This is a genomic window from Streptomyces sp. 8N616 (assembly GCF_052246385.1).
Lineage (GTDB): Bacteria > Actinomycetota > Actinomycetes > Streptomycetales > Streptomycetaceae > Streptomyces.
The window spans coordinates 51,693-75,819 of the sequence record NZ_JBQQBY010000033.1; the positions used below are offsets into that span (position 1 = coordinate 51,693).

The following is a 24,127-nucleotide window of genomic DNA, read 5'->3' on the forward strand; positions in this document are numbered from 1 at the left end:
CCGAAAAGGGCGGCGAGGCCTCAGGCCAGCCGGGCGGCGCGGCTCTGGAGGTAGCGGCGCTCCGGGATGCTCAGGGTCAGGCGGGCCGCCTTCCCGTACGCGGTCCTGGCCGCCTCCGTGTCACCGGCCATCTCCAGGAGGTGGGCGCGGACCGCCTCGAGGCGGTGGTGTCCCGCCAACCGGTCGTCGGTGTCGAGGGATTCGAGCATCGCGAGACCGGCCCGCGGGCCCCGCACCATCGCGACCGCGACGGCGTGGTTGAGCGTGACCATGGGCCCTGGCGAGAGGCGCTCCAGCAGCTCGTACAGCGCGAGGATCTCCCCCCAGTCGGTGTCCTCGGCACGTGCGGCCTCGTCGTGGACCGCGGCGATGGCCGCCTGCAGCTGGTACGGGCCGACGGACTCGCCGCGGGACGACAGCGCGTCGGTGACGAGCGCGACGCCCTCGGCGACCGACTCCCGGTTCCAGAGGGACCGGTCCTGCTCGGCGAGCGGGACGAGGGAGCCGTCGGGCGCCGTGCGCGCCGGCCGGCGGGCATCGGTGAGCAGCATGAGGGCGAGCAGCCCCGCCACCTCGCCCTCGTGCGGCAACAGGCGGCGCACGGCGCGGGTGAGCCGGATCGCCTCCGCGGCCAGGTCGGTGCGCTGCAGGCTGGTACCGGATGTGGCGGTGTAGCCCTCGTTGAATATCAGGTAGAGCACGTGCAGTACGGCGGCGAGCCGCCGCGCCCGCTCCCCCGGCTCCTCCGGCTGCCTGAAGTGGCTGCCCGTCGCCTTGATGCGCTGCTTCGCCCGGCTGATGCGCTGGGCCATCGTCGCCTCGGGGACGAGGAAGGCGTGGGCGATCTCGGCTGTGCTCAGACCGCCGACCGCGCGCAGGGTGAGCGCGATCCGGGAGGCCTGGGTGAGCGCGGGATGGCAGCACAGGAACAGCAGCGTGAGGGTGTCCTCCTCGGACGGCGCCCGGGCCTCGCCGGGCGGCGGGGCCACGAACTCGTCCGGCGGCGTCAGCGCCGCGGCCGTCTCCTCGCGGCGGCGGCGTGCCTGCTCGGCGCGCAGCAGGTCGGTCAGGCGGCGGGAGGCCACTTTGATCAGCCAGCCCCGGGGATTGCCGGGCACGCCCTCCTCCGGCCACTGCACGGCGGCCGCGAGCAACGCCTCCTGTACGGCGTCCTCGGCGGCGTCGAAGTGCCCGTAGCGCCGTACGAGCGCGCCGAGGACCTGCGGCGCCAGGCGTCGCAGCAGGTCCTCGGCTCCCTTGTCACCGGTCACGTCCCTGGTCCCTTGTCACGTCTCCCGTCGCTTGTCACCGGTCACATCTCGCACCCGCCCGGCCCCTGGATCGGGTGCACGATCACCGGATAGTTCGGGGCGCCTTCCGGCAGGGGGCAGGCGTACGCCCGGGCGGCGATCTCGGTGGCCCGGTCGGGGTTCTCGACGTCGATCACCCAGTACCCGGCCAGGACTTCCTTGCTCTCCCCGTACGGCCCGTCCGTCACGACCGGCCGGCCGTCCTGGTCCGCGGTGACGAGCTTGGCCTGGGACGGCTCCGCCAGCCCCTGGGCGTCGACCAGTTCGCCCGCCTCGGCGAGATCGTTGTTGATCGCCCCCATGTGCTCGAACATCGCCTTGAGATCGGACGGCGTCCAGGCGGGCCCGTCCGTCCGCTTGCCGCTCATGGCGTCGTAGTCGGACTGCTTTCCGAGAACCATCAGCAGGTACTTCATGTCGTGTCTCCTCAGGTGCCGGATGGTGCGGCTGGTGGCGGCGCCCCCTTCGGGCACCTCTCGCATGAGACGTCGGAGCCGGGGGCCCGTCCTCGACATCCGGTCGGCAGAAATTCCGAAGGAAATTCCGGCGGGAGATTTCCGCGGGACATTCCCGGAGCCGGGCGATCTCTCGCGCAGAACGTACCCAACCGGCACTTCCCGCCACCGGAGCCACACCCCGTCCGTGCCGGTCCGGTGAGAGCATCGATCTTGTGGCTTGCGGAGACGGAGGGCATCGATGACCGGTCAAGCACAGGGGGTGACCTGGCGGATCACCGGGAGCCGCGGCTTCGAGACGGCGTGGGTCGAGGTCTCCGGAACCGTCCTGCGAGCCCGCGGCCGCGTCCTCGGCACCGTGCCGGAACCGTACTGGATGACGTACGAGCTGGAGACCGGCGAGGACTACGTGACGCGCCGGCTGCTCGTCACGGCCGAGGACGCGTCCGGTGACTCCCGCAGCCTCGACCTGCGGCGCGGCGACGACGGGCAGTGGACCGCCAACGGGCAGCCGCTGCCGGAGGTGGCGGGCGCCGACGACTGCGACCTCGGCCTCTCCCCGCTGACCAACACCATGCCCGTGCTGCGGCACCGGCTGCACGAAGGGGCCGAGGCGGGGGCTGCCGCCGAGGACGGGCCCGGGCAGCAGGACTTCCTGATGGCCTGGGTCTCGGTCCCGGACCTGACCGTGCAGCCCTCGCTCCAGACCTATACGTACCTCGGCCCGGCGGAACACGGCGCGCGGGTGCGGTTCACCTCGGGCGACTTCCGCAGCGACCTCGAGTTCGACCGCGACGGGCTGGTCGTCACGTATCCCGGCCTCGCCTTCCGGCTGCACAGCCCGGGCCAGGACCTGGCCGCCGAGCAGCGGCGGCACTGGCAGGAGACGTACGAGGAGCGCCCGGACCTGTACGGGCCGCAGCCCTCCGAGCCGGCGGTCCACGCCGCGGTGATGTTCCGCAAGGCGGGCGCCCGTACGGTCCTTGAGCTGGGCGCCGGACACGGCCGCGACGCGGTGTACCTGGCGCGCGCCGGATTCGAGGTCACCGCCACGGACTTCAGCGCCACCGCGCTCGCGCGGCTGCGCGAGCACGCGGAGGCGGAGGGCGCGGCCGAGCGCGTGCACACGATCGAGCATGACGCACGGGACCCGCTGCCGCTGCCGGACGAGAGCGTGGACGGGGTCTACGCCCACATGCTGCTGTGCATGGCCCTGTCCACCGAGGAGATTCGTGCCCTTGTCGACGAAGTGATGCGCGTGCTGCGCCCGGGCGGAGTCTTCGTCTACACGGTCCGGCACACCGGCGACGCGCACTACGGGGTGGGCACGTCGCACGGCGACGGCATCTACGAACACGGCGGTTTCGCCGTCCACTTCTTCGACCGCGAGCTGGTCGACGCCCTCGCGGAGGGCTGGGAGCTGCGCGAGGTGCACGCTTTCGAGGAGGGCACCCTGCCACGGCGGCTGTGGCGGATCACCCAGACCAGACAGCCGGGGCCCGCCGTGGCCCCCTGAGCACAGCCCCGGCCGGTTGTGGGCATGCGTTCCGCGGGGCGATGGGTGTGCCCCCATGCCGGTCAGGCTATGGGGGAGGGTGGGCACAACCCGACCACCGGCCCGCACCCACGCACGAAACGGAAACCCCCGGGTAGGGCTGGCGCGCCGTCGCCGGATGCGGGTGCGGGTGGGCAACGGGCCCCGCCCGCGGCGGCGCCACTCAGCGCGTGCGGCGCGTGACGAACTCCGCGAGCGCCAGCAGTTCCCCGGCCTGGGCGAGGTCCGGCACCGCCCGGGCCAAGTGATCCACCGCGCCCGCCATCCGCACGCACGCCTCCCCCTGCGCCCAGTCCCGCCCGCCCGCGCGCTCGACCTCCTCAGCCGCCTGCCGCAGCTCGGCACCGTCCAGCGGGCCGGCCGCCGCGTATATTCCCGCGAGCTCGGCCGCGCCCGGCCTGCCGGAGGTCAGCGCGGCGACGACCGGGAGCGACTTCTTACGGGCCGACAGGTCGGCGCCGGCCGGCTTGCCGGTGGTCGCCGGGTCACCCCAGATCCCGATCAGATCGTCGATGAGCTGGAAGGCGAGCCCGGCCTGCCGGCCGAAGTCCTCCATCGCGTCGGCGGCGGCTCCGCCCGCCCCCGCGTAGAGCGTGCCGAGCGCACAGGCGCAGCCGAGCAGGGCCCCGGTCTTGGCCTCCGCCATGGCCAGGCTCTCTTCGAGCCCGACGTCCGCCCGGTGCTCGAACGCGCAGTCGGCGTGCTGCCCGTCGCACAGCTCCACGACGCACGCCGCGAGCCGGCCCGCGGCCTCGGTGCCCGCGGGATGCGGGTCCTCGGCCAGGGTCCGCAGGGCCAGCGAGTGCAGCGCGTCCCCCGCGAGGATCGCGTCCGCGACCCCGAACACCGCCCAGGCGGTGGGCCGGTGGCGGCGCGTGGAGTCGCGGTCGATGACGTCGTCGTGGAGCAGCGTGAAGTTGTGCACCAGCTCCACGGCGGCCGCGGCCCGCACGGCCTGCTCCGACCGCCCGCCCAGCGCCCGCGTCGCGGCCAGCACCAGCGCCGGGCGGATGGCCTTGCCCGCGGCCCCCGCGGTCGGTGAACCGTCGGCGTCCTGCCAGCCGAAGTGGTACGCGGCCACCCGCCGCATCGAGCCGGGCAGCGAATCGACCGCGGCGCGCAGCACCGGGTCCACGGCACCGCGCGACCGCGCGAGAAGATCCGCGGCGTCCCGCGGCTCCCGGCACCGTGCATACGTGTCCATGGTCCCCACCCCTCCCTCGCCAACGCAGGTCTCCCACCTGCCCATTCATCGTGGCAGCGGGCTCTTCGGCGGGCCATTACTCAAAGGAGTGGGAATAGGTCACGCCGGGTCGGGGAGACCCGCGATCCCGGCCCTCCCCCTGCACGGCGTACGAGGAGAGGCGCGATATCCGGTCTCGGTTAGGCTGAGAACGACCTTTTGACCGTGAATTCATGCATTCCGGGCGGAAGCGAGGGAACCCGTCCCGGATCGGAGCCGTTGTGCGGACTGAGGGACCGGAACCACCTCCGTCCCGGCCGCACCGATGAGCAGGAGGCAGCAATGGCAGGGTTCCTGGACCGCGCCAAGGAGCAGGCGCAGCGCGGGCTCGAGCAGGGCAGGCACAAGCTCGACGAGGTGCAGGCGCAGCGGGCCGGAGGCGACCTGCTGAAGAAGCTGGGCGCGGCCTACTACGCGCAGCAGCACGGCACCGGCTCTCCCGAGGCCACGCAGAAGGCCATGGCGGCGGTGGAGAGCCACGCCTCGTCGCACGGCGACTCCTTCATGCGGGGCGAGCGCAGCTGATCATGCGCCCCTGACCCGCCGCTGACCGCGGTCGCGAAGGACCGCGGTCGATCGCGGCGGACCGCGGCCGGTCCCAGCCGACCGCGCGCAGCACCGCGCGTGCCCCGCCGACCAGCCGGCTCACGTACACACGTGACAATGGGGAGGTGAGCATCCCCGCCCGCGCTCCCGCTCCCCTCCAGGGCCGCGACTTCGATCCCGCCCCCGGCCCCGTCCTCGACCTCGTCCTCGACCGGCTGGAACCGCGGCTGCCGTCGCCGCTGCAGCCGGTCGAGGACGAGCGGTTCGCCCGGCGGGGCGTCGGACTCCTCCTCAAGCGGGACGACCTCATCCACCCGGAGCTGCCGGGCAACAAGTGGCGCAAACTCGCGCCCAACCTGCGCGCCGCAGCCGAGCAGGGCCACACCACCCTCCTCACCTTCGGCGGCGCCTACTCCAACCACCTGCGGGCCACCGCCGCCGCCGGGCGGCTGCTCGGCTTCTCGACGATCGGCGTCGTACGGGGCGGGGAGCTGGCCGACCGCCCCCTCAACCCCTCTCTGGCGCGCTGCGCCGCGGACGGCATGCGGCTCACCTTCCTCGACCGCGATACGTACCGCCGGAAGGCGGAGCCCGAGGTGCCGGCCGCGCTGCGTGAGCGGTTCGGCGACTTCTTCCTGATACCCGAGGGCGGCAGCAACGCCCTGGCGGCCCGCGGCTGCGCCGAGCTCGGGCGCGAGCTGCGCGGCGCCGCCGACACCGTGGCCGTGGCCTGCGGCACCGGCGGCACCCTGGCGGGGCTCGCCGCCGGACTCGCCCCGGAGCAGACGGCCGTCGGCTTCCCGGTCGTCAAAGGCGGTTTTCTCGACAAGGAGACCGAGCGCCTCCAGCGTGCGGCGTTCGGCATGCGGACCGGCCACTGGCGGCTCGACGACCGCTTCCACTGCGGCGGATACGCCAGGACGACACCCGAACTGCACGCGTTCGCCGAGGACTTCGAGGACCGGCACGGCCTGCCCGTGGAGCGCCTCTACGTCGCCAAACTGCTCCTCGGGCTCACCACCCTCGCCGAGGAAGGCGCCTTCCCGCCCGGCACAACGGTCGCCGCCGTCGTAACCGGCACCCCGTCGTAACCGGCACCCCACCCTGACCCGACCGCCGCCCTGACAAGGCCCCGCCGCGACCAGCCCCCACCGTGGCCGGCCCCTGTCCGCGCCCCGGCCGTCGCCGTGAAACCGGACACCTCAGTCGGTCGCGTCCTCCCGGTAGAACGCCGCCGCCTCCTCCAGATCCAGCCTGCGCAGCAGCACGCGCAGCATCTCGTCGTCGATCCGCCGCTCGTCCCGCAGCCTCACGAACACGTCCCGCTCGGTGGCGATCACCTCCCGCGCCATCCGCCGGTACGTCGCGTCCGCCGACTCCCCCGTCACCTCGCTGACCGTGCCCAGCCGCTCCCAGACCGCGTTCCTGCGCCGCTCCAGTACGGCCCGCAGCCGGTCGGCCAAGGGCTGCGGCAGCGCGTTCCCCGGGTCGGCGAGCAGTTCCTCGAGCCGCTGCTCCGCGGCGCGCGACGCCTCGCTCTGCGCCTGGGCCTCCGCCAGCGTCTCCCGGTACAGGTCGCGCCCCGGCAGGCCCAGCAGCCGGATCAGCGGCGGCAGCGTGAGCCCCTGCACCACCAGCGTCCCGATCACGGTGGTGAAGGTCAGGAACAGCAAGAGGTTCCGCGCCGGGAAGGGATCCCCGCCGTGCACGGTCATCGGGACGGCGAAGGCGATCGCGAGCGAGACCACCCCGCGCATCCCGGCCCAGGACACCACGAAGGGGTACCGCCACGGCGGAGGGCTCCCCGGGCTGCGCAGCCCGGGGAGATATGTCGTCGTGTAGACCCAGACGAAGCGCCCGGCCACGACCGCCGCGAACACCACGGTCGCGTACGTCGCCGCCTCCCCCGCCTCGTACTCCCCCAGACCCTGCAGCACGACCCGCAGCTGCAGCCCGATGAGCGCGAAGACCGCCGACTCCAGGATGAAGGCGACCATCCGCCACACCGCCGCCTCCTGGAGTCTTGTCTCGAAGTCGACCTGCCAGGAGCGGTGCCCGAGGTAGAGGCCGACGACCACGACCGCGAGCACGCCGGAGGCGTGCACCGCCTCCGCGGCCGAGTACGCCACGAACGGGACGAGCAGCGACAGCGTGTTCAGCAGCAACGGCTCCCGCAGCCGGGTCCGCAGCCAGTTCAGCGGCCCCATCAGCACCAGGCCGACGCCCACCCCGCCCACGGCCGCGACCGCGAACTCTCCGAGCCCGCCCGCCCAGGTCGCCCCCTCCCCCACCGCCGCGGCCAGCGCGACCTTGTAGGCGGTGATCGCGGTCGCGTCGTTGAACAGCGACTCGCCCTTCAGAATCGTCGTGATCTTGGCGGGCAGCCCGATCCGGCGTGCGACGGCAGTGGCGGCCACCGCGTCCGGCGGGGCGACGACCGCGCCCAGCACCAGCGCGGCGGTCAGCGGGAGGTCCGGCACCACCGCGTACGCGACCCAGCCGACGACGCCCATCGCGAACAGCACGTAGCCGACCGAGAGCAGCAGCACGGGGCGCGCATGGGCCCGCAGCCCGAGATACGAGCTGTCCAGCGCCGCCAGGTGCAGCAGCGGGGGCAGCACCAGAGGCAGCACGACGTCCGGATCGAGGGTGTACTCCGGCACGCCCGGTACGAAGCTCGCGGCGAGACCGGCAGCCACCACCAGCAGCGGGGCGGGCACCGGCGTACGGCGGGCCGCGCCCGCGACAGCAGCGCTGACCGCGACCATCAGCAGCAGAGGAGTCGCGTCCATCTATGCCGTTCCGTCCCGGTCCGTCACTGCCCGCCACCGTCCGCTCTCGCCGGGCCACCGCGTTCCGCTCCCGGGCGATCTAACCTTGGCAATCATGAGCGAGTGCACTCATGTTCCCGGACTGCCGCGCCCCGAACCCCCGGCGGTGGGCGACACATGCCTGGACTGCCAGGCCGCCGGCAGCACCTACGTTCACCTGCGTCTGTGCCTGCAGTGCGGTCACGTGGGATGCTGTGACTCATCGCCGGAGCGGCACGCTTCGCAGCACTTCGAGGACACTGGACACCCGGTGATGCGTTCGTTCGAGCCGGGCGAGAGCTGGCGCTGGTGCTTCACCGACCAGACGATTATCTGATCTCGTCCGCCGCCCCAACCGGGCGCGCATCTCTTCGAATTGGGTCCGCCGACCCCTAGCCACTGTCCGTACCCGCAGACTTACAATGAGTGACGCTCCCCGGTCCGCGGGACCTCTGCCCGCGGATCGCGATAGCGTCGCAGCCGAACCATGTGCCGCGTCGGCCCGCCCCCGCCTCCGAGCGGGGCGCGAGACGGCGTTCATACCAGCTCAACGAGCTTGTGCCACCTTGGAGGTGAGGGTGTCCCAGATCGCAGGCGAGCCCGGGACCCAGGACTTCGTGGAAGTCCGGCTGCCCGCTGCGGGTGCCTACCTTTCGGTGCTGCGTACGGCCACGGCCGGTCTCGCAGCGCGCTTGGACTTCACCCTCGACGAGATCGAGGATCTGCGCATCGCGGTCGACGAGGCGTGCGCGATCCTGCTTCAGCAAGCGGTGCCAGGGTCCGTGCTGAGCTGCGTGTTCCGCCTGGTGGGCGACGCGCTGCGGGTGACCGTTTCGGCGCCGACCACCGATGGCAGGGCGCCCGAGCGGGACACCTTCGCCTGGACGGTGCTCTCGGCACTCGCCGGGGAAGTCGACTCGACGGTCGGGGAGGACCGGACGGTCAGCATCAGCCTGCACAAGAAGCGCGGCGCGGGCCCCGGCCAGCCGTGACGGACGGGACGGACGGGACGGGCAGGCCGATGCAGGACGAGAGGCGCATCTCGCGAGTGGTGCCCAAGACGGCCATTCCCGAGCAGCCGCAGGCAGAGCGGGCGGACCACATGGACCAGCACCAGCGCGAGCAGCGCGAGCACGAGCACCGCCGGCAGGAGCCGGAGCACGCTTACGAGCACGAGCACGGCCAGCTGCCGGATCCGCACGACCGCAGTGGCGCCCGGGCCATGTTCATCGAGCTGCGCAAGCTCCCCGACGGCTCCCCCGAGCGTGCCGAGCTGCGCAACCACCTGGTGCGGATGCACCTGCCGCTGGTGGAGCATCTGGCCCGCCGGTTCCGCAACCGCGGGGAGCCGCTGGACGACTTGACCCAGGTCGCCACGATCGGCCTGATCAAGTCGGTGGACCGGTTCGACCCGGAGCGCGGCGTGGAGTTCTCCACGTACGCGACGCCGACGGTCGTCGGCGAGATCAAGCGGCACTTCCGCGACAAGGGCTGGGCGGTGCGGGTGCCGCGCAGGCTGCAGGAGCTGCGGCTCTCGCTGACCACCGCGACCGCCGAACTGTCCCAGCGGCACGGCCGCTCGCCGACGGTCCACGAGCTGGCCGAGCACCTGAGCATCTCCGAAGAGGAGGTGCTGGAGGGCCTGGAGTCCGCCAACGCGTACAGCACGCTCTCGCTCGACGTGCCGGACACGGACGACGAGTCCCCGGCCGTCGCCGACACCCTGGGCGCGGAGGACGACGCGCTGGAGGGCGTGGAGTACCGGGAGTCGCTCAAGCCGCTGCTGGAGGAGCTGCCGCCGCGGGAGAAGAAGATCCTGCTGCTCCGCTTCTTCGGGAACATGACGCAGTCGCAGATCGCGCAGGAGGTGGGCATCTCCCAGATGCACGTCTCCCGCCTCCTGGCCAGGACGCTCGCCCAGCTCCGCGACAGGCTGCTGGTGGAGGAATAGCCACCGGCCCGGCCAGAGCAGTAGCTCGCCGTTGCAGCGGCCAGACTTTCCCGCCGCAACGGCGAGAACCCGTACGGTGCGGACCGGATGGGGGCACCTCCCAGCGGTAGCTGGGGGAGCCGGACCAACCGCAACCCGGCCCCGGAACCTGCCTGGACGGGCTTACGCGCGCGGGGCGATGCCGAGGGCCTCGGTCGCGGTGGGGTTGACGAGCAGGACCAGTACGGCGAGGGCGACGGCTCCCAGCGCGATCCCGGCCGCGATCATCGCCCCGCCCGTACTGATCAGAGTCCAGGCGACCGGCACGGCCATGATCTGGACGATCAGCGCCGGCCCGCGGCTCCAGCGGCGCCGCAGCAGTAGCCCGCGCGCCGCGGCCAGCGGCAGTACGGCCAGCGCCAGCAGCGTGAGCCCGCCCATCTCGGCCTGCCGCGGGCTGTTCGGGTCGCCGATCAGCCCCATGACGAGCAGGTACGCGCCGAACGCGGCGATCGCCGCACCCTCCACGGCGGCCAGCGCGGCCGCGGCCGTGAGCCGTGCCGGGCGGGGTCCGGCCGGCTCGGGGTCTTCGGTGGTCCTGGTCTGCTCGCTGCTCACCTCAGCAGCGTAGCCCGCGGCGGCCGCGATCTTTCCGGCGCCCGGCGGGGCTCCGTACCAGCGGTGATCTTTCCCGGGGCTGGGCCGCGTACCGGGGGGTAGGTAGTCTGCTTCGCATGCGCGCGCTCCTTGTGGTCAATCCGGCGGCAACCACCACCAGTGCCCGCACTCGGGATGTCCTCATCCATGCGCTGGCGAGCGATCTGAAGCTGGAGGTCGTGACCACCGAGTACCGCGGTCACGCCCGGAACCTGGCGCGCCAGGCGGCCGAGGGCGGCGAGACCGAACTGGTCGTCGCGCTCGGCGGCGACGGAACCGTCAACGAGGTCGTCAACGGGCTGCTGCACAGCGGCCCCGCCCCCGACGCGCTGCCAGGACTCGGCGTCGTCCCGGGCGGCTCGACCAACGTCTTCGCCCGCGCCCTCGGGCTCCCGAACGACGCGGTCGAGGCGACCGGCGCCCTGCTGAACGCGCTGCACGAGCGCAGCGAGCGAACAATCGGCCTGGGCCTCGCGGCCGGTACGCCGGGCACCGAAGACGAGGGGGTGCCCGCCCGCTGGTTCACCTTCTGCGCCGGCTTCGGCTTCGACGCGGGCGTGGTGGGCCGGGTGGAACAGCAGCGCGAGCGCGGCAAACGCTCGACCCACGCGCTCTACGTACGGCAGGTGATGCGGCAGTTCCTGGTCGAGCCGCACCGGCAGCAGGGCACGATCACCCTGGAGCGCCCGGGCGAGGACCCGGTCAAGGACTTGGTCCTGTCGATAGTCTGTAACACCGCCCCGTGGACCTACCTGGGCAATCGCCCGGTCTACGCGGCCCCGGCCGCCTCCTTCGACACGGCCCTCGACGTGCTCGGGCTCAGCAAGCTCTCCTCCGCCGCCGTGGCCCGCTACGCCACCCAGTTGCTCACCTCCTCGCCCGAGCGCGGGCCGCGCGGCAAGCACGCCCTGTCGCTGCACGACCTGACGGACTTCACCTTGCATTCCCAGGCGCCGCTCCCGTTTCAGATGGACGGTGACCACCTGGGACTGCGTAGGAGCGTGACGTTCACAGGCGTACGGCGTGCACTGCGTGTGATTGTGTGAGCGGAAGAGGCAAAAGTCCTTCCACTCGAACGTTTAGGCCAGCCTCCACCCCCCGGAAGTACGGCTGTGACCGAGGCGACACCAAGGAATCAAAAAAAACTTTCCAGAAGGGGTTGTATCCGCCGCCGAGGTTTGCGAGTCTCTTCATGGCGATCGGGACGGCCCCAGCAACACGGCCCCCTTGAGAGCCCGAATCCCCCTCACTCCCCCTGGGACCGCACCAGGTAACTGGAAGACGGCCCCTTCCCTTGCGAGGGGATTCGTGAAAGCGTTCACATTCACAAGCAATCAGCTGGTAACACAAGGAGATGGAGCAGCCATGGACTGGCGTCACCGCGCCGTTTGCCGCGAGGAAGACCCCGAGCTCTTCTTCCCCATCGGCAACACCGGTCCTGCGCTGCTGCAGATCGAGGAAGCCAAGGCCGTCTGCCGTCGCTGCCCCGTGATGGAGCAGTGCCTGCAGTGGGCGCTGGAGTCCGGTCAGGACTCCGGCGTGTGGGGTGGCCTCAGCGAGGACGAGCGCCGCGCTATGAAGCGCCGCGCCGCTCGCAACCGGGCGCGCAACGCCAGCGCCTGACCCAGCCCCTGTGCCAGGGCGGCGCGTACGGTGTGTGCGCACCTCCCGCCCCCGAGCCGCAGCGCGCAGTACACCAAGAGCGCTCAGCAACAGCAGCCTTGAGCCCCGGACCGACTGGCCCGGGGCTCAAGGCTGTTCAGCGCTGTTGAGTCCTGTTCAGTGCCGCTGTTCAGCTCTTCTCCGCGCGGACCGGCATGTCCAGGACCACGCGGGTGCCGCGGCCGGGTGCGGGCAGCATGTCGAACGTTCCGCCCAACTCGCCCTCCACCAGCGTCCGTACGATCTGCAGGCCCAGGTTGCCCGCCTTCTGCGGGTCGAAGCCCTCCGGCAGCCCCCGCCCGTCGTCCTGCACGGTCACCAGCAGGCGGCCCTCGGTGCGCGTACCGCCGCGTACCGCCGACACCTCCACCGTGCCCGTCTCCCCGGGCCCGAAGCCGTGCTCCAGGGCGTTCTGCAGGATTTCCGTGAGCACCATCGACAGCGGGGTCGCGACCTCGGCGTCGAGGATGCCGAAGCGGCCCGTACGGCGCCCGGTGACCCGGCCGGGCGAGATCTCCGCGACCATGGCGAGCACCCGGTCGGCGATGTCGTCGAACTCCACGCGCTCGTCCAGGTTCTGCGACAGCGTCTCGTGCACGATCGCGATCGAGCCGACCCGGCGCACGGCCTCCTCCAGCGCCTCCCGCCCCTGGTCCGAGTCCATCCGGCGCGCCTGGAGGCGCAGCAGGGCGGCGACGGTCTGGAGGTTGTTCTTCACCCGGTGGTGGATCTCCCGGATGGTGGCGTCCTTGGTTATCAGCTCGCGCTCGCGGCGGCGCAGTTCGGTCACGTCGCGGAGCAGGACGAGCGAACCGATGCGGGTGCCCTTGGGCTTGAGCGGGATGGCGCGCAGCTGGATGACGCCGCCGTTGCCCTCGACCTCGGTCTCGCGAGGTGCCCAGCCGCTGGCGAGCTTGACCAGTGCCTCGTCGACCGGGCCGCGGGACGGGGCGAGTTCGGCGGTGGTCTGGCCGAGGTGACAGCCGACGAGGTCGGCCGCCAGGCCGAGCCGGTGGTAGGCGGAGAGGGCGTTGGGGCTGGCGTACTGGACGATGCCGTCGGCGTCGAGCCGGATGAGGCCGTCCCCGACGCGCGGCGAGGCGTCCATGTCGACCTGCTGGCCGGGGAAGGGGAAGGAGCCCGCGGCGATCATCTGGGCGAGGTCGGAGGCGCTCTGGAGATAGGTGAGTTCGAGCCGGCTGGGGGTCCGTACGGTCAGGAGGTTGGTGTTGCGCGCGATGACGCCGAGGACCCGGCTCTCCCGGCGCACCGGGATGGACTCGACCCGGACCGGCACCTCCTCGCGCCACTCGGGGTCGCCTTCGCGGACGATCCGGCCCTCGTCGAGTGCGGTGTCGAGCATCGGGCGGCGGCCGCGGGGAACGAGATGGCCCACCATGTCGTCCTGATACGAGGTGGGGCCGGTGTTGGGCCGCATCTGCGCGACGGAGACATACCGGGTGCCGTCGAGGGTAGGGACCCACAGCACGAGGTCGGCGAAGGAGAGGTCGGAGAGCAGCTGCCACTCCGAAACCAGCAGGTGCAGCCACTCGAGGTCGGACTCGGTGAGGGCGGTGTGCTGGCGTACGAGGTCGTTCATGGAGGGCACGTGTGCGAGCCTACCGGGGTGGAGGAGAATGGATTCGGCGCCGATTCCTCGGCGAACGCGTAGACAGACGAGAATGGTCTAGTCCACAATGAAATAGTAAAACGTCCATCCTCCCCGCACAGGAGGATGGAACGGGGATCGCGGCGCTCTCTGCCCTGACTGCGCCGTGGCCTCCAGGCCGGCAGAACCGTCCGCGGGGAACCGCACACCTCGCGGCCGCGGCTCGTCGGCATAAGCTCCGGGCTGCGGTGCCGGACAGGTTGAGGGTCCTGTCCCGGCGCCGCGGCCCGCGGGTGTTTCCGGGCCCTGCAGGCCCTTACGGGCCCTGCCTCAGTGAGTCTCGGTGACCTTGGCGAGGGCGCGCGGGGCGTCCGGGTCCTGGCCGCGGGCGATGGTGACCTCGTACGCCAGCATCTGCAGCGGCAGGATCTCCAGGATCGGCTGGACCTCCTCCGCGACGCCCTCGGTGGGCAGCGCGAAGCCTGCCGAGGCCTTCTCGACCTCCGCGCGGCTGCCGATGACGACCAGGTCGGCGCCCCGGCCGCGGAGCCGGTCGAGGACCGGCTGGAGGGCCTCGCCGCCCTTGCCCTCGGTGACGATGGCGATGACCGGCGAGATGTTGTCGACCATGGCGAGCGGGCCGTGCAGCAGGTCCGCGCCGGAGTACGAGAGCGCCGGGATGTAGCTGGTCTCCATCAGCTTCAGCGCGGCCTCCTTGGCGGTCGGGTAGCCGTAGCCGCGGGAGGTCAGGACCATGCGCTCGGCGAAGCGGTAGCGGCCGGCCAGCGCCTTGACCTCGTCCCTGCGGTCCAGGACCTGCTGGGCCAGCTCCGGGAGCACCTTGGCCGCCGAACCGTCGCCGCCGCGCAGGCCCTCGACGAACAGATAGAGGGCGAGCAGCTCGGCGGTGTAGGTCTTCGTGGCCGGGAGGGCCTTCTCCGGGCCGGCGAGGACGTCGATGTGGAACTCGGACACCGCGGCGAGCGGCGAGTCCGCGTTGTTGGTGACCGCGAGGGTGATCGCACCGGCCTCGCGGGCCGCCTCGGTGGAGGCCACCAGGTCCGGGGAGCCGCCGGACTGGCTGACGGTGATGACCAGCACGTCGGTGAGGTCCGGCTTGGCGCCGTACGCGGTCGTGGTGGACATGGAGGTCAGACCGCACGGCTTGCCCAGCAGCACCTCGAGCAGGTACTTGGCGTACAGCGCCGCGTTGTCGGAGGTGCCGCGCGCGGTGAGCAGGACGAAGCGCGGGTTGCGGGCCGCGATCCGCTCCGCGATCTCCCGGATCCTCGGCGCACCTTCGTCGAGGATCCGCCGCAGCACGGCCGGCTGCTCGGCCATCTCGCCGGACATGATCCGGCCCGGCTGCGAGCTCGGCTGGGTCGGCGTCGTGGCGGACATGCTGGGTGCCTCCAGTTGGCGTAAGTGTTCTTGCGCCGAGGCCTTCAGCCCCCGGCGCCCTTGCCGGTGATGACCTCCGCGGCGGCCCGTCCGCAGACGCGGGCGGCGCCATGCGTCGCGATGTGCAGTGCTCCGGCCGGCGGCGCCTGCGGGACTCCCATCTCGACCACGGTCGTGTCGGGCCGGGTGGCGATCAGGACGGCCAGTGCGTCGGCCATCCAGGGGTGCCGGTGAACGTCGCGTACCACAGCGACGATCCTACGGTCAGCGGCCGCCTCGAGCATATTTGCGATCATTGCAGACAGCCCTCCGGCGGCCCCGTCCGGATTGCCGTACGAGCCGGTGCCGGTGCCCGGCAGCAGCCGCGCGAGCTCGGCGCCGACGCCCCAGGGTGTCTCGTCGCCGACGGCGATGTTGGCGACCGGTGTGAGGGCGGCGACGTAAACCGGCTCGGTGGCGGGCCCGTACGTGCCGGTCACCCGCAGGGCGCGGCGCGCGGCGGTCAGGCCCACCTCGGGCGCGGCCCCTTCGTCCGTGCCCGCCTCAGCGCCCACCCCGAGCGTCCAGCCGGCCAGGGCCCGTACGCGGGCGGCCGCGTCCGCGAGCCGCTCCTCGGCGAGTTCGCCCTCCCGTACGGCCCGTACGAGCGCGTCGCGCAGCCGCAGCACGGTCTCCTCGTCCGCGAGCCCGCCGCCGACGCAGATGGCGTCCGCGCCCGCCGCGATGGCCAGCACGCTGCCGCGCTCGATGCCGTACGCCGCCGAGATCGCCCGCATCTCCATGCCGTCGGTGACGATCAGCCCGTCGAAGCCGAGGCCGCCTTGGTCCGCGGGGGCGCGGAGCAGGCCGTTCAGGGCGGAGGGGCTGAGGGTGGCCGGGCGGTCCGGGTCGAGCGCGGGCAGCAGGATGTGCGCGCTCATCACGGCCCTGGTGCCTGCTTTCACGGCGGCGCGGAAGGGCACGAGTTCGCGGTCGTAGAGGGTGCGGAGGTCGGCGGCGATGCGCGGCAGGTCGTGGTGCGAGTCGACGTCCGTGTCGCCGTGGCCGGGGAAGTGCTTGGCGCAGGCGGCGACGCCCGCGGACTGGAGGCCGTCGATGTACGCGGCGGTGTGGCGGGCCACGAGATCCGGGTCCGCGCCGAAGGAGCGGACGCCGATGACGGGGTTGTCCGGGTTGGAGTTGACATCCGCGGACGGGGCCCAGTTGAGGTTGACCCCGCACTCGGCGAGCCGGCGGCCCAGCTCGCGGGCGACGGACCGGGTCAGCGCCGTGTCGTCGACGGCGCCGAGCGCGAGGTTGCCGGGGAAGGAGGAGCCGGTGCGGACCTCGAGCCGGGTGACGTCCCCGCCCTCCTCGTCGATCGCGACGAGGACATCGCCGCGCTCGGCGCGCAGCTGGGCGGTGAGCTCGGCGAGTTGCCCGGGTGAGGTGATGTTGCGGCCGAACAGGCCGACGGCGGCGAGGCCTTCGCCGAGCCGGCGCAGCAGCCAGTCGGGGGCGGTGGTTCCGGTGAACCCGGGCTGGAGGACAGCGAGGGCGTCGCGGGTGAGGGTGTCAGTGCCTCGTGCGAGGGTCGTCATGGAGGTGCGTCATCCCTTCACTGCGCCGGAGGTGAGTCCCGCGGCCATCTTCTTCTGGATGATCATGAAGAAGATCACGACGGGGAGGGCGATGAGGACGGAGGCGGCCATGAGCGCGCCGTAGTCGGTGCCGCGCTCGGTGGTGAAGGTCATCAGCCACACGTTGAGGGTGTACTTGTCGTTGTCGTTCATCAGGACGTACGCGAACAGGTACTCATTCCACGCGTTGACCAGGGCGAAGATGGAGGCCGCCGCGAGCCCGGGGGCGAGCAGCGGGAAGACCACCCGCCGGAAGGCCCCCATCCGCGTACAGCCGTCGACCATCGCGGATTCCTCGAGTTCCACCGGGATGTTGACCACGAAGCCGCGGATCATGATGACCGCGAACGGCAGCGTGGAGACCAGATAGACGATGATCACGCCCCAGTACTCGTTGAGCGCGCCCATCGCGTTGAGCTGGATGTAGATGGGGATCAGCATCGCGGTCGGGGGCAGCATCTGGACCATGATCAGCACGATCAGGAACGCCTTGCGGCCGTAGAACCGGAACCGGCCGACGGCGAAGGCCGCGATGGTGGCGATGACCATCGCTCCGATGACCGCGGTGAGGCAGATGATGAGGCTGGACTGGATCGCGGTGGTGAAGTTGGGCTGCCCGGTGGCGCGTACGAAGTTGTCGAAGGTGATCGACGACGGCCACAGCGTCTGCTCGTAGCTGCGGATCTCGTGGTTGGGCCGGAGGGCGCTGATCACCAGCCAGTAGACCGGGAAGGCCACCGCCAGGAACGTGATCAGGCCGAGGACGTCGTAGACCAGCCGGTGCTTCTTGCGGTCGGGGCGCAGGGCCTGCGGAGCGGCGGACGCGGAGGCACTCATTCGACCTCTCCTGTCTTCATCAGCTGGCGCAGGTAGTAGACGGCCACGCCGGCCAGCAGCAGCACGGTGACGAGGGCGATCGCGGTGCCCTGGCTGAAGGAGGTGGACTCGAAGGCCTTGCTGAACGAGTAGAGGCCCAGGGTTTCGTACTCGGGCTCGGGCTTGTTGCCGCGCAGCAGGAAGATCTGGCCGAAGACGTTGAAGTCCCAGATCACCGACAGGGTGGCGACCATCTGGAAGACCGGCCTGATGACCGGCCAGGTCACGAAGCGGAACACGCCCAGGGAGCTCGCCCCGTCCAGCTGGGCCGCCTCCTCGAGCTCGCCGGGGACCTGGGTGAGGGCCGCGTAGAGCGTGATCACCACGAACGGGATGGCGCCCCAGACGACCAGGACGACGATGATCGTGAAGCCCTGCCAGGGGTCGAGGAACCAGTTGTGGCCCAGGAATTCGATCCCCGGGAGCTTGTCGATCAGGGTGTTGATCAGGCCGTAGTCGGAGTCGGACAGCCAGCGGAAGATGGAGGTCGCGACCAGCAGCGGCATCGACCAGGCGGCGACCAGCGCGCCGGTCAGCAGCAGCCGCACCCAGGCGGACAGACGCTGCATCAGCAGCGCGATGAGCAGCCCGAGCCCCATGGTCAGCAGCACGCAGACCGCCATGAAGAGCACCGTGCGGCCGGTGACCGACCAGAACTCCGCGTCGCCGAGGATGTCGGTGAACTGCTCGAAGCCCACCCACGGCGGGGAGTCCCCGGTCCACAGCTCCCGCCGCCCCATGTCCTGGAAGGACATGACCACGGTCTTGACCAGGGGGAACGCGAACACGGCAGCAATGGCCACGATCGCGGGGGCGATGAGCAGATACGGCAGTGCCGCGCCCGCTCTCCTGCCGCGGCGCGGCGACCCGGCCTTGGAGGCCGGCCGGGGGCCGGGTCTCCCGGGCGCGCGCGGGGCGCGCACCTCGGCCACCCCGGGGGGAGGAGCGGCTGCTCGTGTGTCGGCGGCAGTCACAGTGCTGACCTTCCGTTCGTTCTCTGCACCGGAGGGGGCGGCGGCAGGCAGGGGCCCCGGGTGCGGGCCCCCGCCTGCCGCGCATGGCGCGGTCGGACCGATCGGGTCAAGACGCCTTGTTGATCAGCTCGTTGATCTTCTCGTCGGCCTTCTTCGTGGCGTCGGCCACCGAGGTGCCCTTGAGGATGTCGAGCAGCATGACCTCGAGGACCTCCTCCTTCTCGATCGCGGTCCAGCCGGGGGCGATCGGGGTGAACCAGGCGTCCGGCACCGCATTGGCGATCGGAGCGGTGGACTCCTTCTGCTTCAGCGGCTCGAGCTGCTTGGTGTTGTTGGGGAGGATGTCCTTGGAGGCCAGGACCTCCTGGGACTTCTCGCTGGTGAAGAGGGAGATCCACTCCTGACCCAGGTCCTGGACCTCGGACTTGCTGACCACGGCGAGGTCCGAGCCGCCGATGAAGGAGGGCAGGGCCTTGCCGTTCGGTCCCGGCATACCGGCCGTCTTGATCTTGCCCTCGAGCTTCGGGTTGCCGTTGTTCTTGCCGTCGATGACGCTGCCGGCCTCCCAGCCGTTGCCGTAGAGGAGGGCGGCCTTCTCGTTGGCCATCACGTTGGCGTGGTCCTGCTCGTCCTTGGTCTGGTCACCCTTGTTGTACTTCTTGACCAGGTTGACGAAGTGCTCGATGCCCTGCTGCGCCTCGGGGGTGCTGAGGGTGGCCTTCCACTCCTTGGACCCCTCGTCGTACTCGGCGATCTGCCCGCCGTACGCAGCGACGTAGGACATCGCGGCGTACCAGTAGCGGCCGGGCAGGTAGAGCGAGGAGAAGCGCTTGTCCTTCTTGCCGTACTCGGCCTGGACCTTGTCGGCGGCCTTCAGGAGGTCGTCCTCGGTCTCCGGGAGCGCGTCCGAGCCGGTCGCCTTCTTGAACTGATCCGCGTTGTAGATGGCGACGCGCGCACCCGCGTAGTACGGCACGCAGAACTGCTTGCCCTCGAAGGTGCAGGTGTCCTTGAGGCCCTGGATCCAGGTGTCGGAGTTGTCGTACTTCTTGGGGTCGATCTCGGCGAGCGCCCCGTTGAGGATGTACGTCATGGTCTCGGTGTTCCCGAGCTCGACCACGTCGGGGAACTTGCTGCCGCCGAGTGCGGTGTCCAGCTTCTTGGCCTTGTCCGCCCACTGCTGGTACTGCACCTTGACGGTGACCTTCGGGTACTTCTTCTTGAACTGCGCATTGACGTCCTTGACCAGCTCGGGCCAGGTGCTCTGCGCGTCGACCATCAGCCAGACCGTGAGCGTCTCGTTCCGGTCCTTGGGATCCTTCGACGCCCCCGAGTCTTCCGACCCGCACGCCGCCACTCCGGTGATCATTGCCGCGACGCCGACCGCCGCGATGAGCTTGCGCCTCACGCCACCCTCCTTCAACGGATGCCAGAGAACTCCCCCACCCCCGTCAGGTCGCTGAGCCCTTGAACCGACTCGTTACGGGCGCGCACTGTGTGTGGCTCGGGGACATGGTCTTTAATGGTTTAGACCAGTGCTCGGCAGCTTGGCCTAGACCTTTTGGGGTGTCAAGGGTGTATAAGAGTCGCGTCGGCTCCGTTACCGGACCGACACCTGAGCTGGATGGCCGCCATTGGCCGGGACCGTGCCACGATGTGAGCCGCTGAGGACGGAGGAGCCGGTGACGGCAGCAGGACAGCAGTCGGGAAGGCTGGCCATGGAAACCGAAGGGGACAACGCCGAGGGCAACGGCAACAACGGCACCCTCGCCGCGCGGAGCGCGCGCGTGCCCAAGTACTACCGGCTCAAGCGTCATTTGCTGGAGATGACCGAGACGCTGCCGCCCGGCACGCCCGTACCCCCGGAGCGGACTCTCGCCGCCGAGTTCGACACCTCGCGTACGACCGTGCGCCAGGCCCTGCAGGAGCTGGTGGTCGAGGGGAGACTCGAGCGGATCCAGGGCAAGGGCACCTTCGTCGCCAAGCCCAAGGTCTCGCAGGCCCTGCAACTGACCTCCTACACCGAGGACATGCGGGCCCAGGGCCTCGAACCGGCCTCCCAGCTCCTGGACATCGGCTATGTCACCGCCGACGACCGGCTCGCGGGGCTGCTCGACATCGCGACCGGGGGGCGGGTGCTGCGCATTGAGCGGCTGCGGCTCGCGAGCGGCGAGCCGATGGCGATCGAGACGACACATTTGTCGGCAAAGCGATTCCCCGCGCTGCGCCGGAGCCTGGTCAAGTACACCTCGCTCTACACGGCGCTCGCGGAGGTCTACGACGTCCGGCTGGCAGAGGCCGAGGAGACGATCGAGACCTCGCTGGCCACGCCCCGCGAGGCCGGGCTGCTGGGTACGGACGTGGGGCTGCCGATGCTGATGCTGTCGCGGCACTCGCTGGACGCGGACGGCCGTCCGGTGGAGTGGGTGCGGTCGGTCTACCGCGGCGACCGCTACAAGTTCGTCGCGCGTCTGCAGCGCCCTCAGGGCTGATCAGCGGGAGCTCGGGACACCTCCGTGACCTGGGGGTTTGGCAACCGTGTCCGTACCGGTATGCGGACGGGTGGTGACGGTTCCCACACCGCTGGCTTAGATTTCCTGCGCGTTACACAGGAGTCGGCCGCAGGGACGGAGTTCGTTGCCATGCCAGAGCCAGCAACACCACCACAGACCCCCACGCGCAACCTGAATCCCAAATCCGTGGCGGTCTGGACGCTCGTCGCCCTGATAGGCGCGGCCGGCTGGGCCGTGCTGGCGCTCTCCCGGGGCGAAGAGGTCTCAGCGGCCTGGATGGTGGCGGCGGCCCTCGGCTCGTACGCCATCGCGTACCGCTTCTACGCGCGCTTCATCACCAACCGGGTCCTGAAGGTCGACAAGTCCCGGGCCACGCCCGCCGAGCGGCTCAACAACGGAGTGGACTTCCACCCGACCGACCGGCGGGTGCTGTTCGGCCACCACTTCGCGGCGGTCGCGGGCGCGGGCCCGCTGGTCGGCCCGGTCCTCGCGGCGCAGATGGGCTACCTGCCCGGCACCATCTGGATCATCGTCGGCGTGATCTTCGCCGGCGCGGTGCAGGACATGGTCACGCTGTTCTTCTCGATGCGCCGCAACGGCCGGTCGCTCGGCCAGATGGCGCGGGACGAGATCGGGCCCTTCGGCGGTGCCGCCGCCCTGGTCGCGGTCTTCGCGATCATGATCATTCTGCTGGCGGTGCTGGCGCTGGTCATCGTGAACGCCCTGGCGAACTCGCCGTGGGGCGTCTTCTCCATCGGCATGACCATACCGATCGCCCTCTTCATGGGCTTCTACCTGCGCGTACTGCGGCCGGGCCGGGTCACCGAGGTCTCCGCCATCGGCGTCGCGCTGCTGCTGCTCGCCATCGTCGCGGGCGGCTGGGTCGCCGAGTCCTCGCTCGCCGACTTCTTCACGCTGTCGCCGGGCGCCCTGGTCATCTGGATGGTCGTCTACGGCTTCGTGGCCTCCGTGCTGCCGGTGTGGATGCTGCTGGCGCCGCGCGACTACCTCTCGACCTTCATGAAGGTCGGAACGATCGCACTGCTGGCGCTCGGCGTCGTCATCGCGCTGCCGACGCTGAAGATGGACCCGGTGACCAGCTTCGCCACGAGCGGCAACGGGCCCGTCTTCGCCGGGTCGCTCTTCCCGTTCGTCTTCATCACCATCGCGTGCGGCGCGCTCTCCGGCTTCCACTCCCTGGTCTCCTCGGGCACCACCCCGAAGATGATCCAGAAGGAGACGCAGATCCGGATGGTCGGCTACGGCGCCATGCTGACCGAGTCGTTCGTCGCCGTCATGGCGATGATCACCGCCTGCATCATCGACCCCGGGCTGTACTTCGCGGTCAACTCGCCGGCGGGCGTAATCGGTTCGACGGTCGACTCGGCATCGCAGGCCGTGGCCGGCCTCGGCTTCTCCATCTCGCCCGACCAGCTCGCCGCGGCGGCCAAGTCGGTCGAGGAGCAGAGCCTCCTCTCCCGTACGGGCGGCGCGCCCACCTTCGCCCTCGGCATGTCGGAGATCTTCTCCTCGGTGATCGGCGGCGCCGGGCTGAAGGCGTTCTGGTACCACTTCGCGATCATGTTCGAGGCGCTGTTCATCCTCACCACGGTGGACGCGGGCACCCGGGTCGGGCGCTTCATGCTCCAGGACATGCTCGGCAACGTCTACAAGCCGTTCCGGCAGGTCAGTTGGAAGCCGGGCGTGTGGTTCGCCAGCGCCGTCGTCGTGGGCGGCTGGGGCTACTTCCTGTGGGTCGGCGTACACGACCCGCTGGGCGGCATCAACCAGCTCTTCCCGCTCTTCGGCATCGCCAACCAGCTGCTCGCGGCGGTCGCCCTGGCCGTCTGCACGACGCTGCTGGTGAAGTCCGGGCGGCTGAAGTGGGCCTGGGTCACGGCGGTTCCGCTGGCCTGGGACGCGGCGGTCACGCTGACCGCGAGCTGGCAGAAGGTCTTCTCCGACGACCCGCGGGTCGGCTTCTTCAAGCAGCGGGCCCTCAACCAGGAGGCCATCGACGCCGGGAAGGTCCTGCCGCCCGCCAAGAACATGGACGACATGCACACCATCGTCACCAACGCGACGGTGGACGGCGTGCTCGCGGCGCTCTTCGCGCTCCTCATCGTCGTGGTGATCGCCGACGCAGGCCGGGTCTGCTACAAGGCGATCCGCGACCCGCAGAGCGTCACGCTGCACGAAGTGCCATTCGAGGAGTCGAAGATCGTTGCCCCCGCTGGGCTCTTCCCGACCAAGGAGGAGAAGGCGGAGCTCGTGGCGGCCGGGGTCGGTGCGGACGCCGGTTCCGGGGAGCAGGGCGGAGCCCGCGACCGGGAGCCCCAGCCGTGAAAGGCGCGGCGGGCCTCCGCAGGACGGCCTCGAAGATCCGCTGGTTCTGGCGCGAGGCGTCGGGCGAGGCGACGTACGACCGGTACGTCGCCCACGCCCGGGCCCGTGACCCGCGGGCGGAGGTGCTGAGCCGACGCGAGTTCGAGCGGCAGCGCACCGATGCGCGGGAGGCCGACCCGCGGGAGGGCTTCCGCTGCTGTTGAACTCGTGGTCGTAGGACGGCCGCCGTACCCCGCCACCGGGGATTGCGGCGGCCGTTCGCCGTCAGCGCACCCAGTCCTTGAGAGGCGCGGTCTCCACGGTGATTCCCACGGGATCGGGCAGCTCGACGGCCTTGCCGAACGGCGGGTCTCGGTCTCGGCCTCGGCGGGGTGCTGCTGGTCGTCGGCGGCGTCTGGCGGGCCCTCGTCCACGCCCGCGTGGACGTACACCCTTCCCTTCATGGGAATGGTGGGCCTGGTCGCGGCGACCGTGGTGGAGCGTGTCCGCCGGCGGCTGCACGACAAGTGCCGTGCTCTTCACCGGGATCACCCTCTGCGCGGGCGGCGTCGCGCCCCCGTATTCCCCGGTTTCTGGGCCGCGATCGCGTGGGTGGTCGGCCGCTTCGCGATGTTCGGCAAG

Annotated in this window: 22 protein-coding genes; 11 read left to right on the forward strand and 11 right to left on the reverse strand. The window is 71.0% G+C overall.

Annotation, left to right across the window (positions count from 1 at the left end):
* Positions 1-20: 20 nt before the first annotated feature.
* The gene (locus tag ACTWQC_RS26705; RefSeq protein ID WP_443318354.1) at positions 21-1,271 is read right to left on the reverse strand and encodes an RNA polymerase sigma factor; all 1,251 of its coding nucleotides are present in this window, start codon (positions 1,269-1,271) and stop codon (positions 21-23) included.
* Positions 1,272-1,312: 41 nt separating this feature from the next.
* Positions 1,313-1,726 carry a YciI family protein gene (locus ACTWQC_RS26710; protein WP_443318355.1) on the reverse strand — a complete coding sequence of 138 codons (414 nt, stop codon included), beginning with the start codon at positions 1,724-1,726 and terminating at the stop codon, positions 1,313-1,315.
* 280 nt (positions 1,727-2,006) lie between these two features.
* Between ACTWQC_RS26710 and ACTWQC_RS26715 the strand changes: the two genes are divergently transcribed.
* The gene (locus ACTWQC_RS26715) at positions 2,007-3,281 is read left to right on the forward strand and encodes a putative glycolipid-binding domain-containing protein (RefSeq protein WP_443318356.1); all 1,275 of its coding nucleotides are present in this window, start codon (positions 2,007-2,009) and stop codon (positions 3,279-3,281) included.
* Positions 3,282-3,483: 202 nt separating this feature from the next.
* On the opposite strand, the gene ACTWQC_RS26720 is transcribed toward ACTWQC_RS26715, so the two are convergent.
* The gene (locus ACTWQC_RS26720) at positions 3,484-4,524 is read right to left on the reverse strand and encodes a family 2 encapsulin nanocompartment cargo protein polyprenyl transferase (protein ID WP_443318357.1); all 1,041 of its coding nucleotides are present in this window, start codon (positions 4,522-4,524) and stop codon (positions 3,484-3,486) included.
* A 321-nt stretch (positions 4,525-4,845) separates the two neighbouring features.
* Here ACTWQC_RS26720 and ACTWQC_RS26725 point away from each other — a divergent pair, with 321 nt between their 5' ends.
* Entirely contained in the window at positions 4,846-5,088 is a 243-nt protein-coding gene (locus ACTWQC_RS26725; RefSeq protein WP_443318358.1) for a hypothetical protein, read from the forward strand.
* Between the two features lie 236 nt (positions 5,089-5,324).
* A complete protein-coding gene (locus ACTWQC_RS26730) occupies positions 5,325-6,200 on the forward strand; it encodes a 1-aminocyclopropane-1-carboxylate deaminase/D-cysteine desulfhydrase (protein ID WP_443318389.1) in 876 nt (291 codons plus the stop codon).
* Between the two features lie 111 nt (positions 6,201-6,311).
* Here the strand turns inward: ACTWQC_RS26730 and ACTWQC_RS26735 are convergent, their stop codons facing one another.
* Positions 6,312-7,901 (reverse strand): Na+/H+ antiporter, encoded by a 1,590-nt coding sequence (locus tag ACTWQC_RS26735; protein ID WP_443318359.1) that lies wholly within the window; start codon positions 7,899-7,901, stop codon positions 6,312-6,314.
* Positions 7,902-7,995: 94 nt separating this feature from the next.
* On the opposite strand from ACTWQC_RS26735, the gene ACTWQC_RS26740 reads away from it, so the two are divergent.
* The 3 genes from ACTWQC_RS26740 to ACTWQC_RS26750 all read left to right on the forward strand — a co-directional run bounded on the left by ACTWQC_RS26740 (position 7,996) and on the right by ACTWQC_RS26750 (position 9,870).
* Entirely contained in the window at positions 7,996-8,256 is a 261-nt protein-coding gene (locus tag ACTWQC_RS26740; protein ID WP_443318360.1) for a UBP-type zinc finger domain-containing protein, read from the forward strand.
* A 241-nt stretch (positions 8,257-8,497) separates the two neighbouring features.
* The gene (locus tag ACTWQC_RS26745; protein WP_055471204.1) at positions 8,498-8,911 is read left to right on the forward strand and encodes a hypothetical protein; all 414 of its coding nucleotides are present in this window, start codon (positions 8,498-8,500) and stop codon (positions 8,909-8,911) included.
* Between the two features lie 29 nt (positions 8,912-8,940).
* Positions 8,941-9,870 (forward strand): RNA polymerase sigma factor SigF, encoded by a 930-nt coding sequence (locus ACTWQC_RS26750; protein WP_443318361.1) that lies wholly within the window; start codon positions 8,941-8,943, stop codon positions 9,868-9,870.
* Positions 9,871-10,032: 162 nt separating this feature from the next.
* On the opposite strand, the gene ACTWQC_RS26755 is transcribed toward ACTWQC_RS26750, so the two are convergent.
* Positions 10,033-10,467, reverse strand: a complete 435-nt coding sequence (locus tag ACTWQC_RS26755; protein ID WP_443318362.1) for a hypothetical protein — start codon at positions 10,465-10,467, stop codon at positions 10,033-10,035.
* Positions 10,468-10,583: 116 nt separating this feature from the next.
* On the opposite strand from ACTWQC_RS26755, the gene ACTWQC_RS26760 reads away from it, so the two are divergent.
* Together ACTWQC_RS26760 and ACTWQC_RS26765 are read left to right on the forward strand one after the other, a co-directional pair.
* Positions 10,584-11,552 carry a diacylglycerol/lipid kinase family protein gene (locus tag ACTWQC_RS26760; protein WP_443318363.1) on the forward strand — a complete coding sequence of 323 codons (969 nt, stop codon included), beginning with the start codon at positions 10,584-10,586 and terminating at the stop codon, positions 11,550-11,552.
* 319 nt (positions 11,553-11,871) lie between these two features.
* Positions 11,872-12,129: a WhiB family transcriptional regulator gene (locus ACTWQC_RS26765; protein ID WP_003983230.1), complete on the forward strand. Its 258-nt coding sequence runs from the start codon at positions 11,872-11,874 to the stop codon at positions 12,127-12,129.
* A gap of 169 nt (positions 12,130-12,298) precedes the next feature.
* On the opposite strand, the gene ACTWQC_RS26770 is transcribed toward ACTWQC_RS26765, so the two are convergent.
* The 6 genes from ACTWQC_RS26770 to ACTWQC_RS26795 form a co-directional block, all read right to left on the reverse strand.
* Entirely contained in the window at positions 12,299-13,768 is a 1,470-nt protein-coding gene (locus ACTWQC_RS26770; RefSeq protein WP_443318390.1) for a sensor histidine kinase, read from the reverse strand.
* Between the two features lie 339 nt (positions 13,769-14,107).
* Positions 14,108-15,178, reverse strand: a complete 1,071-nt coding sequence (locus tag ACTWQC_RS26775) for an SIS domain-containing protein (protein ID WP_443318364.1) — start codon at positions 15,176-15,178, stop codon at positions 14,108-14,110.
* A 44-nt stretch (positions 15,179-15,222) separates the two neighbouring features.
* Positions 15,223-16,758, reverse strand: coding sequence for a glycoside hydrolase family 3 protein (locus ACTWQC_RS26780; protein ID WP_443318365.1), 1,536 nt, complete (start codon positions 16,756-16,758; stop codon positions 15,223-15,225).
* 9 nt (positions 16,759-16,767) lie between these two features.
* On the reverse strand, positions 16,768-17,634 hold the full coding sequence (locus ACTWQC_RS26785; protein WP_443318366.1) for a carbohydrate ABC transporter permease: 867 nt from the start codon (positions 17,632-17,634) through the stop codon (positions 16,768-16,770).
* Positions 17,631-18,647 (reverse strand): carbohydrate ABC transporter permease, encoded by a 1,017-nt coding sequence (locus ACTWQC_RS26790; protein WP_443318367.1) that lies wholly within the window; start codon positions 18,645-18,647, stop codon positions 17,631-17,633. Before ACTWQC_RS26790 ends, ACTWQC_RS26785 begins: the two co-directional genes overlap by 4 nt.
* Positions 18,648-18,753: 106 nt before the next feature.
* A complete protein-coding gene (locus ACTWQC_RS26795) occupies positions 18,754-20,055 on the reverse strand; it encodes a sugar ABC transporter substrate-binding protein (RefSeq protein ID WP_443318368.1) in 1,302 nt (433 codons plus the stop codon).
* A 310-nt stretch (positions 20,056-20,365) separates the two neighbouring features.
* Between ACTWQC_RS26795 and ACTWQC_RS26800 the strand changes: the two genes are divergently transcribed.
* The 3 genes from ACTWQC_RS26800 to ACTWQC_RS26810 all read left to right on the forward strand — a co-directional run bounded on the left by ACTWQC_RS26800 (position 20,366) and on the right by ACTWQC_RS26810 (position 23,709).
* Positions 20,366-21,139 (forward strand): GntR family transcriptional regulator, encoded by a 774-nt coding sequence (locus ACTWQC_RS26800; protein ID WP_443318391.1) that lies wholly within the window; start codon positions 20,366-20,368, stop codon positions 21,137-21,139.
* A 150-nt stretch (positions 21,140-21,289) separates the two neighbouring features.
* Positions 21,290-23,506, forward strand: coding sequence for a carbon starvation CstA family protein (locus ACTWQC_RS26805; RefSeq protein ID WP_443318369.1), 2,217 nt, complete (start codon positions 21,290-21,292; stop codon positions 23,504-23,506).
* Positions 23,503-23,709, forward strand: coding sequence for a YbdD/YjiX family protein (locus ACTWQC_RS26810; protein WP_443318370.1), 207 nt, complete (start codon positions 23,503-23,505; stop codon positions 23,707-23,709). The genes ACTWQC_RS26805 and ACTWQC_RS26810 overlap by 4 nt, the downstream gene beginning before the upstream one ends.
* The last annotated feature ends 418 nt before the right edge of the window (positions 23,710-24,127 follow it).